The 14,722-nt window shown below is 65.2% G+C and carries 13 protein-coding genes and 1 tRNA gene; 7 read left to right on the top strand and 7 right to left on the bottom strand.

The features are described 5' to 3' along the window. Positions 1-9: 9 nt before the first annotated feature. The 3 genes from CVO77_RS15930 to CVO77_RS15920 form a co-directional block, all read right to left on the bottom strand. Positions 10-657, bottom strand: coding sequence for a beta/alpha barrel domain-containing protein (locus CVO77_RS15930; RefSeq protein ID WP_105999885.1), 648 nt, complete (start codon positions 655-657; stop codon positions 10-12). A gap of 8 nt (positions 658-665) precedes the next feature. After that, positions 666-1,928 (bottom strand): NupC/NupG family nucleoside CNT transporter, encoded by a 1,263-nt coding sequence (locus tag CVO77_RS15925; RefSeq protein ID WP_105999884.1) that lies wholly within the window; start codon positions 1,926-1,928, stop codon positions 666-668. Between the two features lie 107 nt (positions 1,929-2,035). Then, positions 2,036-2,935, bottom strand: a complete 900-nt coding sequence (locus tag CVO77_RS15920; RefSeq protein ID WP_158258093.1) for a ribokinase — start codon at positions 2,933-2,935, stop codon at positions 2,036-2,038. 99 nt (positions 2,936-3,034) lie between these two features. Here CVO77_RS15920 and CVO77_RS15915 point away from each other — a divergent pair, with 99 nt between their 5' ends. The 6 genes from CVO77_RS15915 (at position 3,035) to fsa (ending at position 9,698) form a co-directional block, all read left to right on the top strand. Continuing rightward, a complete protein-coding gene (locus CVO77_RS15915) occupies positions 3,035-4,021 on the top strand; it encodes a LacI family DNA-binding transcriptional regulator (protein ID WP_105999882.1) in 987 nt (328 codons plus the stop codon). A gap of 96 nt (positions 4,022-4,117) precedes the next feature. Next, positions 4,118-5,089, top strand: coding sequence for a DUF2608 domain-containing protein (locus tag CVO77_RS15910; protein ID WP_158258092.1), 972 nt, complete (start codon positions 4,118-4,120; stop codon positions 5,087-5,089). After that, positions 5,086-5,952, top strand: a complete 867-nt coding sequence (locus CVO77_RS15905; protein ID WP_105999880.1) for a carbohydrate kinase family protein — start codon at positions 5,086-5,088, stop codon at positions 5,950-5,952. The genes CVO77_RS15910 and CVO77_RS15905 overlap by 4 nt, the downstream gene beginning before the upstream one ends. Next, complete coding sequence (locus tag CVO77_RS15900) at positions 5,949-6,980, top strand: adenosine deaminase (RefSeq protein WP_105999879.1); 1,032 nt, start codon at positions 5,949-5,951, stop codon at positions 6,978-6,980. The genes CVO77_RS15905 and CVO77_RS15900 overlap by 4 nt, the downstream gene beginning before the upstream one ends. A 31-nt stretch (positions 6,981-7,011) precedes the next feature. Then, positions 7,012-9,051, top strand: coding sequence for a transketolase (tkt, locus tag CVO77_RS15895; RefSeq protein ID WP_338061522.1), 2,040 nt, complete (start codon positions 7,012-7,014; stop codon positions 9,049-9,051). Beyond that, positions 9,048-9,698 (top strand): fructose-6-phosphate aldolase, encoded by a 651-nt coding sequence (gene fsa / locus CVO77_RS15890; protein ID WP_105999878.1) that lies wholly within the window; start codon positions 9,048-9,050, stop codon positions 9,696-9,698. Before tkt ends, fsa begins: the two co-directional genes overlap by 4 nt. 560 nt (positions 9,699-10,258) lie before the next feature. Here fsa and CVO77_RS15885 read toward each other — a convergent pair. After that, positions 10,259-10,333 (bottom strand) — tRNA-Gln (locus CVO77_RS15885). Positions 10,334-10,391: 58 nt separating this feature from the next. Beyond that, positions 10,392-11,477, bottom strand: a complete 1,086-nt coding sequence (locus CVO77_RS15880; protein ID WP_105999877.1) for a branched-chain amino acid aminotransferase — start codon at positions 11,475-11,477, stop codon at positions 10,392-10,394. A gap of 79 nt (positions 11,478-11,556) precedes the next feature. Here CVO77_RS15880 and CVO77_RS15875 point away from each other — a divergent pair, with 79 nt between their 5' ends. Further along, a complete protein-coding gene (locus tag CVO77_RS15875) occupies positions 11,557-12,066 on the top strand; it encodes a MarR family winged helix-turn-helix transcriptional regulator (RefSeq protein ID WP_106000890.1) in 510 nt (169 codons plus the stop codon). 36 nt (positions 12,067-12,102) lie between these two features. On the opposite strand, the gene CVO77_RS15870 is transcribed toward CVO77_RS15875, so the two are convergent. Next, the gene (locus tag CVO77_RS15870; RefSeq protein WP_105999876.1) at positions 12,103-12,933 is read right to left on the bottom strand and encodes a pyrroline-5-carboxylate reductase family protein; all 831 of its coding nucleotides are present in this window, start codon (positions 12,931-12,933) and stop codon (positions 12,103-12,105) included. A 23-nt stretch (positions 12,934-12,956) separates the two neighbouring features. Then, positions 12,957-14,627: an alkaline phosphatase family protein gene (locus CVO77_RS15865; RefSeq protein WP_106000889.1), complete on the bottom strand. Its 1,671-nt coding sequence runs from the start codon at positions 14,625-14,627 to the stop codon at positions 12,957-12,959. Positions 14,628-14,722 lie beyond the last annotated feature (95 nt).

The raw sequence follows: 14,722 nt of genomic DNA, 5'->3' as shown, positions 1-14,722 counted from the left end.
TGGGAAAGGTCAGCCGAAGACCGCTCGGCAGACGGCTTCGCACTTTGCGAGATCGAACCGGCCGTCGGTGCGAACGCCCGATTCCATGTCGATCCAGAACTGCCCATCTTCCGGCGCGGCTATGGCATCGAGGACGGCGGCGACATTCTCGGCCCGGATGCCGCCCGAAAAGCCGCAAAAGGGCCCCTTGGCGGGAATGCGGGGCCAGCTCTCCGGCGTCTTCCCGGTGCCAAACGACGTGTCGTAGAGCCAGTCGAGCCGGGCATCGCCCGGGAAAGCGTCCAGCGTCTGGAGCATGGTACGGATCGTCTGCGCGCGGCCAAAACGAATGCTGTTCTCGATCTGCTCGGGCGAACTGCCCGAAAAGCCGTGATTGACTTGCAATCGCTGGAACCGCGCGAGATCGATGCGGGCCCGTGCCGGATCATTGGCGATCAGCCCGGCCTGTTCGCCGCAGACATGGGCGGCATAGCGAAGGCCCGGCGCCTCGAGCAGCTTCGCCCGGACGTCAGGGTCGGCGAACAGAAGCTCGTCCCTCGCATCGTCGACCAGCACGCCCCATTCGATCGCAAAGTGGCGCGACAGATGCTGCATGCCGGGAAGCAGATCGACGCAATCGACTCCCGTGAACGCGATGAAGCTGGGCAGGGCTCGCATGGTAACTCCTAGAACAAGATGCTGAGCAGGCCGACGATCGTGCCGGTCATGCAAGTGGTGAGGAAGGCGGCCAGCAGGGCTTTCATGCCAAGCTCGACGATCTCGTCGCTTTTTTCGGGCGCCATCGCCGTGAGCGTTCCGATCAGGATCGCCACGCTGCCGAAATTGCCGAAGCTGCACAGGGCATAGGTGGCGATCAGCGCGCCGCGTTCGGTCAGGGTGCCCGGCGGCAGGTCGGCAAGCTGACCATAGGCCACGACCTCGTTGAGCGTGACCTTGGTCCCGAGCAATCCCCCGACGGCCTGCAGATCGCCCATCGGCACGCCCATCAGCCAGGCGACCGGCGCGAAGAGATTGCCGAAGATCGAGGTCAGCGTCCAGGGCTCTCCCTGATGCGGCAGCAGCGCCAGCAGCGCATTGACCACGCTGATCGAGCCGATGAACACGATCAGCAGGGCGATGACATAGGCGGCGATACGGACGGCGTTGATCGTGCCGTGCGTCATCGCATCGAGACTGCTCTTGTAGCTGCTCTCAAGCGGGACGCGTTCGGACGAGCGGACGATGTCGCTCGGAATGATGATCCGGGCCATGGTGATCGCCATTGGCGTGCTGATCAGCGATGCGGTGAGCAAATGGGTGAAGGCGCCGGGCACTTTCCCGGCGAGCATGCCCCCCAGCAGGATCATCGTCGAACCCGCGATGACCGAAAGCCCATCGACCATGATGATGAAGAATTCGCCGCGCGAAAGGCGCGGCAGCAGCGGGCGAACGAGCAGCGGCGCCTCGATCATCCCCAGGAAGATGCAGGCCGAGGTCGAGACGCCGACCGGCCCGCTGACCCCGAACAGCTTGCCGAACAGCCACGCGGAGCCGCGCACGATCCAGCGCAGCACGCCCCAATGCCAAAGCAGCGCCGCCAGCGCGCTGACCAGCAACACGGCGGGAATGACCTGGAGCGCGAAGATGAAGGTCGAAGCCTGGGGATTGGCCTTGATGAACGGCTGGTCGCCGCCGCCCAGATAGCCAAAGACGAACATCGAGCCGCTCTCCGCCGAGCGCTGCAGATTATCGACGCCGTGCGCCAGGCCGCCCAGGGCGTTGACCACAGCAGGCACTTTGGTCAGGAGAAGCGCGATCAATATCTGCGCGACCAGGCCCAAGAACATCGCCCGATAGTGAATGGCGCGCCTGTTCTCGGACAAAGCCCATGCGATGCCGAGAAAAACGGCAAGGCCGAGCAGGCCTCTCAGGAAATCAGCATATGGCATAATGGCCTAACCCCCGCCTCGAACGCATCTGCTCGAATTAGTGAAACGTTTCATATTCTTCATTCCGGAGAATTGCAAGGCCGCCGCCCCCGATCGCGAAATAAGGGTCAGGCCGCGTCAATTTCGGCTGCTGTCGGCATCGCGGCGGCGGCGCCCGATCGCTGGACGGCCAGCGATGCCGCCAGATTCGCTCGCCCGACCGCATCGGCCAGCGCCGCGCCACGCGCCAGACTCGCGGCGAGCACGCCGCAGAAGCAATCGCCCGCGCCGGTGGTGTCGGTAACCGTCACCATACGGGCGGGAATGCGGCGCGACCCGGTCGCGTCGATGATCTGCGTGCCCCGCGCGCCCAATGTAACGATGATGGCCTGATCGTCGCGAACCATGAGCGACCGCGCGGCCTCGGCGATCGCCGCTTCGTCGCTGGCGGGACGGGAGGCCCCGCTGAACTGCGCCAGCTCATGCTCGTTGAGGATGAGGATATCGCTATCCTCGAACAGCGCCGAGGCGGCCGGAATAGCCGGCGCGGCATTGAGTATCGTCCGCGATCCCGCCCTGCGCGCCTGCGCGAAGAACGCTTTGATCGGGGCCAGCCCGACCTCGAGCTGCGCCAGGAACACCGGCGCCTCGATTCCGTCGATCAAGGACCTCAGCGGAAAATCGGCTTTATTGGCGCCGCTTGCGACGACGATCGAATTCTCGCCGCCCCTATCGACCATGATATGCGCGAGGCCCGTCGGCGCGTCGTCGAGGCGCGCGATCCGGTCGGGGTCGATCCCCTCCTGCTCTAGAGTTCCGAGGAGTGTGACGCCGTTCGCATCCCGGCCGACGGCGCCGATCAGGATCACGGCGCAACCCGCGCGCCGCGCCGCGACCGCCTGGTTGAGCCCCTTGCCGCCAGGGCCGCTGCGGACATCGGAACACAGGATCGTTTCGCCCGGTGCGGGTAGCGAGTCGCAGGAAAAAACGACGTCGAGATTCAGGCTTCCCAATATGGCGACAGTCACGGCAATCCCCTAACCTAAACGTTTCATTTTGATTCACTGGTTATCGTCGAAGCATTCGGATAACAATGTGAAAATTGGTGAAGGCGGGAGGCACGAGGCTTGGCGAGAAAACGGGTAACGCTGAAGGATGTGGCAAAAGCGGCCGGTGTATCGCTCGCCAGCACCTCTTATGCGGTCAACAAGACGGGGTCGCTTGGCGACGATACGCGCGCGCATATCCTGAAGGTCGCCGGGGAGCTTGGCTATCGGCAGAATCTGTCCGCACGGGCAACCCGTACCGGGCGCACCGGCGCGCTTGGCCTCGTTGTTCCCGACATGACGAACCCCTTTTTCCCCAGCCTCGCCCAGTCGATCGTCCAGCGCGCCCGGCAAAATGGCTATAGCGTCTTCGTGACCGATACCGAGGGCGATCAAGCGCAGGAGGAGGAGGTCGTTCGCCAACTCATCGACCGCGGCGTCGACGGTATCGTATGGTTTCCCGTCAAGGATGAGAACAGTATCGAGAAGATCGCGGCCGATCTTCCGATTGTCGTGATCGACCGGACGGTGCCGGGATTCGAATGTATCCAGGCCGATTATGGCGAGGGCGGCCGACTGGCGGCGGACCATCTCCTGTCCCTCGGGCACCAGAGGATCGGCGTGGTGGCCGGGCCCATGGACGTGCGCAGCATGCGCGACCGTTGCGGCGCGGCACAAGAAGCGATCGCGCGCGCGGGCGCGCTGGCCTTTTCGGTCGAAAACGCCTTTTCAACCGAACTGAGCGGCGCCGTCGCACAGGCCATCGAGAGCCGCGAAGCCAGCGCGGTTTTCTGCGGGTCGGATTTGATTGCGATCGGGGTGCTCAAGCTCGCGCGCAAACTGGGAATCGAAACGCCCGAGCAATTGGCCATTGTCGGCTTCGATGATATTCCGTGGGCCGAATATTGCACGCCGGCCCTGACGACGATTGAAATGCCGGTCGACGAAATGGCGGCCGAAGCGGTCGACGCGCTGCTCCGCAAGATCGACGGAGACAATGAAAGCAACCGCCGGGTGATCTTCGGCGTCACGCTCGTCGAACGCGAATCCACCGCCCCCGCCCGATAATAGCAAGGTGCGGTGATCCTGACCCACTGCCGTCGAAAGAGCATTTGACAGCGTAAGTGAAACGTTTCATTAACGTGTGCCATAGGAGATATGGCGATGGCTGCGCGCACGAAGCATGACGCTCTGTTCAAAGGCGCCTGGAGAGGACGGGCGTTGCCCTGGCTGCTGGGCGCGTCCTTGCTGGGCGTCGCGCCGCCCGTCGCGGCGCATGAAGCCGGTCCGCCGGCTGTGATGCGCGCGGAGATCGACAATCTGGCCGGCGCCATCGACGCGGCGAAGGCAGCCCGGTTGGATACCTCGCAAGGGCGCGTTCTGCTTGTCCTCGATATCGACAACACCTTGTTGACGATGCCCCAATATCTGGGCGGCGACCGCTGGTTCAACCATCATGTCTCGCGGATCGCGGCTGGGACAGACCCCGATTTCGCAGATGTGAGTGCGCTGATCGCGGCTCAGACGGCCCTGTTCGGCCTGGCTTCGATGGAGCCGACCCAACCCGACATCCCAGAGCTTCTTTCCGAGGCAAGGGCGGCGGGAGTCGACCTCTTTCTGCTCAGTGCGCGCGGTCCCGACCTTTACGACGCGACGCGGCGGGAACTCGATCGCAACGCGATTCGGTTCGACGCGCCCTACGCTTGCGCCTTCTTCCTGTGCACGGGCAACGGCGTTTATGGAGACCGCGAAATTCGCGCCGCGCTGGCGGCGATCGGCGAAAACCCTCCGGCTTCTCCCTATCGCAATATTCTGATCCGCGACGGGGTGATGCTCGTCGCCGGACAGGACAAGGGCGTCATGCTCAAGCTGTTGATGGCCGCCATCGGCGGACGCGGCTATGCCGGGGTCGTCGTCGCCGACGATGGGCAAAGGAATATCGATGCGCTGGCGGCCAGCGGCAATCCGGTCCCGCTGTCCCTGTTCCACTATCGGCGGATCGATACGGCGGTAACGGCGGCGGAAGACCGCGAGGCGCAGGCGCGGCTGCGCGCGTTGCGGGCGGTGCTGTGCCCGGCCCTGCAGACGGCCTTCTGTCCGCAGCATAGACCTGTCCGCCGTGGAGCGGGCAAATGAGGTCGAAGCGGGTTGTGGTGTCCGGCTACGCGACGCTCGACTATGTCGTTCAATTGTCGGACCCGTTCCACGGCACCGGCACGGCTATCGGCGAACTGGGACTTTCGGGCGCCTGGCCTCGCGCGGGTGGTGCCGCTCTTTATGCCTCGCGCCGGATCGCGGCAGCGGGGCATCGCGCCTTCCCGTTGACCTGGATTGGCGACGATGGGGATGGCGGCCATTATCTGCGCGCTTGCCAGCGCGCGCAGATCTGCGGCGACGCGATCGATCAGCGCGGCGGGGCAAAAACGCCGCGATGTATTCTCATCTATCGCCCCGACGGAGATTATGGCTGCCTGCTCGACACGGGTTTCGAAGGCCGCGAAAGCCTGACCGCCGCGCAAGCCACCATCATCGGCAGCGCGGATCATGTCTGCATCGCAGCAGGTCCGCCGGTTCCGACGACGGACCTTCTGGAGGCGTGTCCGCCCGCGACCGGGATCAGTTGGATCGCCAAGCTCGACCCCGCTTCCTATCCGCCCGAATTGCGGGCTCGCCTCGCGCAGCGCGCGGGGCTGATTTTCTGCAACGCCAGCGAACGCGAATTCATCGAAGCCGCCAGGGAAGGAAAGCGGCCCGAGGATCAGATCATCGTCGAGACATTGGGCAGCGCCGGCGTCCTGATCGATTGCAAGCAAGGCAGGCGGGTCATTCCGACCGATCCCATCCGCACATATGATACAACCGGCGCGGGCGACACGCTCGCTGGTGAGGTTATCGCGCAGCATATCACCGGGCAGATGTCGATCGACGCCGCCATCGAGCATGGCATGGCGGCCGCCAGAAGCTTGCTCGTCAGCCGCATCCCGGACGAAAACGAATGACCCGGCCTTCAAACGCCCGTCGCTCGCGGCTGATCCAGGCCCTGCCCAAGGCAGAACTGCACCTGCATATCGAAGGCTCGCTCGAACCGGAATTGATGGTCGCACTCGCCGCGCGGAACGGGATCGATATCCCCTTCGCCAGCGTCGAGGAGGTGCGCCGGGCCTATGCCTTCTCCAACCTCCAGGATTTTCTGGACATTTATTATCAGGGCATGGGCGTGCTGCGGGTCGAGCGCGACTTTTTCGATCTGACCATGGCCTATCTCGAGCGAGCCAACGCCGACACCGTCCGCCATGTGGAGATATTCTTCGATCCGCAGGGTCACACCGGCCGCGGCATCGCGTTCGGAACGGCGATCGGGGGAATCCTGCGCGGGCTGGAGGAGGGCAAGGCCCGCTTTGGCATCAGCTATCGTCTGATCATGTGCTTCCTGCGCCATCTCGATGAGGAATCGGCGCTCGCCACATTGGCGGAAGCGGAACCCTGGCTCGACCGGATCGATGGCGTCGGGCTCGATTCCTCCGAACGCGGCCATCCGCCGGGCAAGTTCGCGAGGGTTTTCGCAAGAGCGCGCGAACTGGGACTCAAGCTGGTCGCCCATGCCGGGGAGGAAGGGCCGCCCGGCTATGTGTGGGAGGCGCTGGACATTCTGAAGGTCGACCGGATCGACCATGGCAATCGGGCATTGGAGGACAGGAGGCTGGTTGAGCGCATTGTCGCGGAAAAGCGGACGCTGACGGTCTGCCCGCTGTCCAATCTGAAACTCTGCGTGATCGACGCGATGGGGCAGAGCCCCGTGCGACACATGCTCGATCTGGGTATCCGGGTGACGATCAACTCCGACGATCCCGCCTATTTCGGCGGCTATGTGAATGCGAACTTCATCGCCGTCGCCGAGGCGCTCGACCTGTCCGAAGATCAGATCGCGACGCTGGCCGTCAACTCCTTCGCCGGTTCCTTCCTGCCCGAGGCGGAGAAGGCGGAGCACATCGCCGCGATCGAAATGATCCGGAACGCTTCCGCCTGAACGACGGCGGGTACGGCGCAAATGTGCGCCGATGGAGAAATGTCTGATGTCACAAAGCTGCGGGGAAAGCGAAGCCATGCGCGGATCTGATTTAGGGCAAATGGCGACGCTGCTGCGCATCCTCTGCGCCGACATGGTCGAACATGCGGGATCGGGCCATCCCGGCATGCCGATGGGCATGGCGGATGTCGCGACGACGCTGTTCGCAAAGCATTTCCTGTTCGATCCCGACCACCCCGAATGGGTGGGACGCGACCGCTTCATCCTCTCCTCGGGCCATGGTTCGGCGCTCGCCTATGCGCTGCTCCATCTGGTCGGCCAGCCCGCGATGACGCTCGACGAACTGAAACGCCTGCGCCGCAAAGGCAGCCTGACGCCGGGCCATCCCGAATTCGGCCATACGCCCGGCATCGAATGCACGACCGGCCCATTGGGTCAGGGCTTCGCAACCGCAGTCGGCATGGCCATTTCCGAAAAGAAGCTGCGTGCGGAATTGGGGGACGCAGCCGCGGGCCATCGCATCTTCGTCATGGCAGGCGACGGTTGCCTGATGGAAGGCATCAATCACGAAGCGGCCGCGCTCGCGGGGCATTTGCGGCTCGACAATCTGGTGGTGTTTTTCGACGACAACGCCATCTCGATAGACGGTCCCGTCTCGATCGCCTCCTCCGAAGATGTGCTTGCGCGCTTTGCCGCTTATGGATGGGACGGCACGGCGATCGACGGCCATGATGTCGAGGCGATCGACAGGGCCATCGAACAGGCAAAGAAGAACGCCCGCCCGACGCTCATCGCCTGCAGGACGCAGATCGGCCGCGGGGCGCCGACCAAGGCGGGAAGCGCGGGTATCCACGGCTCCCCATTGGGCCGCGACGAGCTTGCAGCGATGCGCGAGGCGCTCGGGTGGCGCCTGCCGCCCTTCGCGTTTCCTCCGGCGATCGTCGCGCAATGGCGCGGGGTCGGCCATCGCGGCCGCGCGGAACGCCAGGCCTGGCTCGGGCGAATCGCCGAACAGCCACAATCGACCCGGGACCGAATCGATCAGATCGAACGGCGAACACCGCCGCGACCTGCGGCGATGTTCCGCACGATCCGCGAACAGACGCTGCACGCCGCCGTGCCAAAGGCAACGCGCGTCAGTTCGAAGGACGTTCTCGAACGCCTCGTTCCGGCGTGTCCATGGTTGCTGGGCGGATCGGCCGATCTCAGCGGTTCCAACGGCACCCGCGTCGACGCGCATCGCGATTTCAGCGCCGACGACCCGTCGGGCAATTATCTTCGCTACGGCATCCGCGAACATGCGATGGCCGCGGCGATGAACGGCATCGCGCTGGCGGGCGCCTACACGCCCTATGGCGGAACATTTCTGGTGTTCAGCGACTATTGCCGCCCCGCTATCCGGCTCGCGGCACTCATGCGCCTGCGTGTCATCTATGTCTTCACCCATGATTCGATCGGATTGGGCGAGGATGGACCGACGCATCAACCGATCGAGCATCTCGCCAGCTTGCGGTTGATTCCCGGCTTGCGGCTTTTTCGTCCGGCCGACGCGGTCGAGACGGCTGAATGCTGGGAGTTGGCGCTGGACCATGAAGGCCCGTCGGTCCTTGCCCTTTCTCGGCAAGACCTCCCCCCGCTTCGTCGCGACCTGGACATGAATCGCAGCGCCCGGGGCGGCTATGTCGTGATCGCCGCGTCCGGTAAGCCCGACGTCACTTTCCTGGCGACCGGATCGGAGGTTCATCTTGCGGTGGAGGCACGCTCGATCCTTGCGCGCCACGGCATCGAGGCCCAGGTGGTTTCGATCCCCTGCCTCGAGCTTCTCGACCAGCATGATCCGCACGGGATCGACGCATTGATCGGTCCGGACGCCGGGCTTCGCGTCGCGATCGAGGCCGGATCGGTCCAGCCCTGGCGCCATCTCGTGGGCGAGCACGGGATTCTGTGCGGGATCGATTGCTTCGGTGAATCCGCATCGGCCCGCGAACTGTTCGAGGGCTTCGGTTTAACGGCGCCGTCCATTGCCCAGCGGATCCTTGCGCATCCATGTTTCCAGGAGCTCACCCCATGAAATTCTTTGCCGACACCGCCGACATCGCCGACATCCGGGACCTCGCCGCGACGGGCCTGCTCGATGGGGTGACGACCAACCCGTCGCTGATCGCCAGGTCGGGGCGCGATTTCAAGGAGGTGACCCGCGAAATCTGCGCGCTCACCACCGGCCCGGTGTCGGCCGAGGTCGTCGCGCTCGACCATGAAACGATGATGAGGGAGGCCGAAATCCTCCGCAAGATCGCCGACAATGTCTGCATCAAGGTGCCGCTGACGATCGACGGGCTCAAGACCTGCAAGGCGCTCACCAGCGACGGCACGATGGTCAATGTCACGCTCTGCTTCTCGGCGGCGCAGGCGCTGCTCGCCGCGAAGGCGGGCGCGACCTTCGTCTCGCCCTTCGTCGGGCGCCACGACGACAATGGCTTCGACGGCATGCAGCTGATCGCCGACATCCGCCTGATCTACGACAATTATGCCTATGACACCCAAATCCTCGTCGCGAGCGTCCGCCACGGCATCCATGTTCTAGAAGCCGCCAAGATCGGCGCCGACGTGATGACCGCGCCCCCCTCGGTCATCAAGGGATTGTTCAAGCATATCCTCACCGAAAAGGGCATCGAAGGCTTCCTCGCCGATTGGGCCAAGACCGGACAGTCGATCTGATCCCCATCGTCACCCCCGCCTGCGCGGGGGCGACGGTCAGAAGGGCGCCTCGAATATAAAGAGCACATGGCCTTGGCCAACGAACCGCGTCAGAGTGACCGCGATGGCCGGGGCATTCCAGCGCGGCGAGACCGAGCGGATAACACGCCTTCCCAAACGGACGGCCCGATGCGTCCTCAAGCAATTGAGCGAATCGGGCCTTCTTGCATCGGAAATACCGAAGACGGATGCAGGCGTCCTTCCACCTTTCCTGAGCATCACCGACTCCATCCCCAGCTTCCCGAGGTAGAAAACCCGGATACAATCGCGGCCTGAACCAGTTCGGAACCGGCTTGATCTGTCGCGATCCTGCCAACCCATCCGCACCGGAAAACCCTATCTTTTCGGCCGAATCCCAGGACGGATCGACATTTGGGAGATGGCGGAGCGAAAATGGTGGTCTTGCGTGACCCGGAGCGCAGCGTGCTCACGCACGTGAGCACCGGAAGCGCGGAAGATCGCCATTTGCAGCCCGCCAGAACCAAATGTCGATCCGTCCTAAAGGGTTCGGCCACACCGGCTGGCTGGGGCGGCAGGATTCGAACCTGCGAATGGCGGCATCAAAAGCCGCTGCCTTACCGCTTGGCGACGCCCCAACGGCCGGTGCGACGCGCGCTCTATAGCGCGCCGCCGCCTATTGCAAGACAGGCGGGGTCAGAGCCGCGTGACCCAGCCATGGGGGTCAGGAACAAGGCCGCGCTGGATGCCCACCAGCCGGTCCTTGAGCATGGTCGTGACCTGGCCCGGACCGCCGGCGCCAATCGTGAAGCTGGCGTCGCCGCGCGTCACCTTGCCGACCGGCGTCACCACCGCGGCGGTGCCGCAGGCGAAGCTTTCGGTGAGCTTGCCGCTTTGCGCATTGGCCTGCCACTGGTCGATCGCATAGCGCTCCTCACGCACTGCCAGCCCGGCGTCGCGCGCCAGCGTGATGATCGTATCGCGGGTGATTCCGGGTAGAATGGTGCCGGTCAGCGGCGGGGTGACGATGCTGCCGTCGTCCATGACGAAGAACATGTTCATGCCGCCCAGTTCCTCGATCCAGCGATGCTCGGCGGCGTCGAGGAAGACGACCTGGTCGTGCCCCTTGGCGATCGCCTCGCTCTGCGCGATCAGGCTTGCGGCATAATTGCCGCCGCATTTGGCGGCGCCGGTGCCGCCGGGCGCGGCGCGGGTATAATCCTCCGACACCCACAGCGACACCGCCGGCGCGCCCGACTTGAAATAATTGCCGACCGGCGAGACGATGACGAGGAAATGATATTCGGACGCCGGCTTGACACCCAGAAACACTTCGCTCGCATACATGAAGGGGCGAAGATAGAGCGCGCCGCCCGCGACCGGCGGAAACCAGTCGGCGTCGGCGGCGACGGCTTCCTTCACCGCCGCGATGAACAACTCCTCGGGCAGTTCGGCCATCGCCATGCGGCGCGCGCTGGCGTTGAAGCGCGCGGCATTGGCCTCGATGCGGAACAGCGCCATCGAGCCGTCGTCGAGGCGATAGGCCTTCAGCCCCTCGAAGATTTCCTGCGCATAATGAAGCACCGCCGTCGCGGGATCGAGCGACAGCGGTCCGCGCGGCATCACCTTGGCATCGTGCCAGCCAATCCCCTCCTTGTAGCGGATCGACACCATATGATCGGTGAAGACGCGCCCGAATTGCGGATCGGCGATCGCCGCCGCGCGCACGTCGTCCGCCGTCGGGTTCGGGTGCGGAAGGCGGACGAAAGCGGAAGCAAGCATGGCAAAAAACCTTGTGACTCGAGGGGGAAATATGCGCGCCTCTTGCCAAAGCATCACCGCGCGCGCAACGGTAGTGATTATGGCTGATGAAAATTTTCTTTCACAAGTCCCCGCTGCCTCTGCTCTTTTCTTGCGCGAGGCCGAAGTGCGCCGCGGCATCGAATATCTGTTTTTCGGCCATGGCGCGCTGTGGCGGACGATCGACGCGCGGCTCGCGGAGCATGCGCTCGGACGCGCGCATTATCGCGCGCTCTACTTCATCGCCCGCGCGCCCGGGATCACGATTTCGGACCTGCTCGCCTTGCTCGGCATCACCAAGCAATCGCTGGGGCGCGTCATCAAGGAGCTGGAAGCGCGCGATTATCTGACGACGCGCCCCGGCGGCCGCGACCGGCGGCAGAAGGAACTGCGCCTCACCCCCGGCGGCCGCGCGGTCGAGGCCGCGGTGTTCCAGCAGCTACGCGACGCGATGAGCCGCGCCTATACGCACGCCGGACAGCAGGCGGTGACCGGTTTCTGGCAGGTCAGCGAAGCGCTGATGCCCCCGCGCGAGCGCGAGCGGGTGGGAAAGCTGGGACGCGAAGGCTAAGCGCCGCCCCGCCAGCGCGGGGACGACGTGCTTTGATTACCCCTCGCCGCGCGCGATATCGGCGAGCTCGCGGCCGCGATCACGCGCCGCGCGCAGCACGTTGGTGAACAGCGCCGCGAGCTGGCCGTCCTCGTCGAGCACGTCGAGCCCGGCCTGCGTCGTGCCGCCCTTGCTGGCGACCTGCGCGATCAGGATTCCGGGCTTTTCGCCGCTGCTTTCGAGCAGTGCCGTCGCACCGCCAAAGGTCGCCATCGCGAGCTTTTGCGCGTCGTCGGCGGAAAGGCCGAGACGCTCGCCCGCCGCCGCATAGGATTCGATCAGGCGAAAGACGAAGGCGGGGCCGCTGCCGGTAAAGGCGGTGATCAGGTCCATCGCCAGATCGTCGGCAAGCGGGGCAACCGTGCCGAGCGGCGCGAGCAGCGCCATGACGGCGGCGTCATCGGCGTCGCCGACGCTGGCGACCGCCGACACTCCGGCCCCGATCCGCGCAGCAAGGTTCGGCAGGATGCGCACCTGTGCCTTTGCCTGGGGGAAGCGCGCCGCGAGATCGGCGAGCGACACCCCGGCAAGGATCGACAGCAGATGGACCGCGCCCGTCGCCACCGGCGCAAGGTCGGCGGCGACCTCGCCAAGCTGCTGCGGCTTCATGCCGAGCATGATCCAGTCGGCGCCGCCGCCGGCGTCCTTCCATTCGGCCAGCGAAGCGAAATGCGACAGGCCCGCGCGCGGGGCCGCGAAGGGGTCGACGATCGCGACCAGCGCCGGGTCAAGCCCCGCCGCGAGCCAGCGGTCCAGCATCGCGCCCGCCATGTTCCCGCACCCGACCAGCAGCAGCCGGCCGTCGAAATTCCGCAAAGTCTTGCCCATGGTCCCTTTTCTTCTTCTTCGTTCTAGCGGCAACTGCTCTCGGGCCCCGACAGGAGGTCGAGGCAGCGGCCGTCGATCTTGTTCGCATCGAGCCGCACCCCGATCACCGACGCGAGCGTCGGCAATATGTCCACCGTCATCACGGCGTTCGGTTGCTCGAAACCCCTGAGCCCCTTGCGCCAGAACAGAATCGGCACCCGCCGGTCGTAATCCCACACCGACCCGTGCGTCGCGACATAGCCCATGCCCGATTCGGCGATCGGGGTCACGCGCGGTTTCAGGACGACGATGAAATCACCCGAACGCTGCGGGTTATAGGAGGCGCGCAGCTTGTCGAGCAGGGTCCAGGTGTCGGGCGACTGCTTCGAGATCGGACGCGCGGCGAGTTCCTCGCCGGTCACCACCGCCTCGACCTGGCGATGCGCCTTGAAGCGCGCGACCAATTCGGTCATCGCCGCCTTGTGCTGCGCCGGGGTCAGCGCCTTCGACAGATACATGTCGCCAAGGGGGCCGTCGCTATAGAGCAAGGGCTGCGGCAGGCCGAGCTTTTCGGCGACCGCCTTGCCCATCGCGTCGGGGTCGAGAGTCTTGTCGACGCGCTCGGCGGCCGGCCAGGCGTTCTGGCGGTTGCGTTCGGGCAGGTCGTGCCCGCCGTGATCGGCAGTCAGCATGACCATATAGTCGATGCCGGTCGCATCGAGCCGCGCGAAGAAATCGCCGAGCTGGCGGTCGAGCGCGAGCATCTGCATGCACATTTCGCTGCCCTCGGTGCCGGTGCCGTGTCCGATATAGTCGGTCGCCGACAGGCCGAGGATCAGCAAGTCGGTGGTATCGCCCTCCCCCATCCGGCGCGCGGCGCGCAGCGCGGCGCCCGCGGCAAGGACGGCGCCGTCGGCTTCGGGCGACGCCATGAAACGACGGAAATCGCCGCCGTCGCGCTGAAAGCGCCAGGTGCCGACGGTGGCGCCCTTGTCGCCGACGGGGATCGCGATGTCGTGCGACGCGCAATCGGCGGGAAGCGTCAGCGCCGGGCGCGGCGCCGCGATCGCGGCGGCGATGGCCGCGCTCGCCTTTTCGGCGATCGGCGACAGCGGTACACCGCGATAGCTGGTTAACCCGCCGGGAAAGAGCCACATCAGCTCGTCGGCCTTGCGCCCGCCCATCATGATCGCCGCGCGATCCTTGCCCGCGACCGAGACGATTTGCGCCTTCGGATCGGCCGCCTTCATCCAGTCGCCGAGCGTCGCGACCAGCAGATGATTGACCGACGCCGCATACTGGCCGCTTTTCGAACTGGTGCCGGCGACGGTCTCGTCCTCGGCGCAATAGAGCCGCTTGTCGGCGCGCGCAGCCGACAGGTCGAAATAATTATTCGCGATGATGCCGGTGTGCGCGGGATGATTGCCGGTCAGGATCGTCGAATGGCCGGGGCAGGTTTCGGTCGCACCATGCGCCTGATAGCCCGACGGAAAGACGACGCCCTGCGCGAGCCGCGCGAGGCCGCCGGTGAAATGGCTGCGATATTCGGCGAAAAGATCGGCGGAGAATTGATCGACCGAAATGGCGATGACGAGTTTCGGCGCGGGGGTCGCCGCGGTCACCTTGACCGCGGGCGCCGCGGGGGCCGCCATATCCTGCGCCAGCACCGCACCCGTGGCGGTGATCGAGAGGGCCGCGGCAAGGGCGGTGGTCAGATATTTGAGGGTCACGGGGCAGCTTCTCCGGTAAGGGGCGTCGGCGCGGGCTGTCCTCTCGGCGAAAGCCGCCTATATGGCAAGCCTTGGCAGCG

The sequence above is a fragment of the Sphingopyxis lindanitolerans genome, from assembly GCF_002993885.1.
In the GTDB taxonomy this organism is placed as follows: Bacteria; Pseudomonadota; Alphaproteobacteria; order Sphingomonadales; family Sphingomonadaceae; genus Sphingopyxis; species Sphingopyxis lindanitolerans.
Note: the sequence above shows the minus strand (reverse complement) of the source record. Positions and strands in the feature narration are given on the sequence as shown.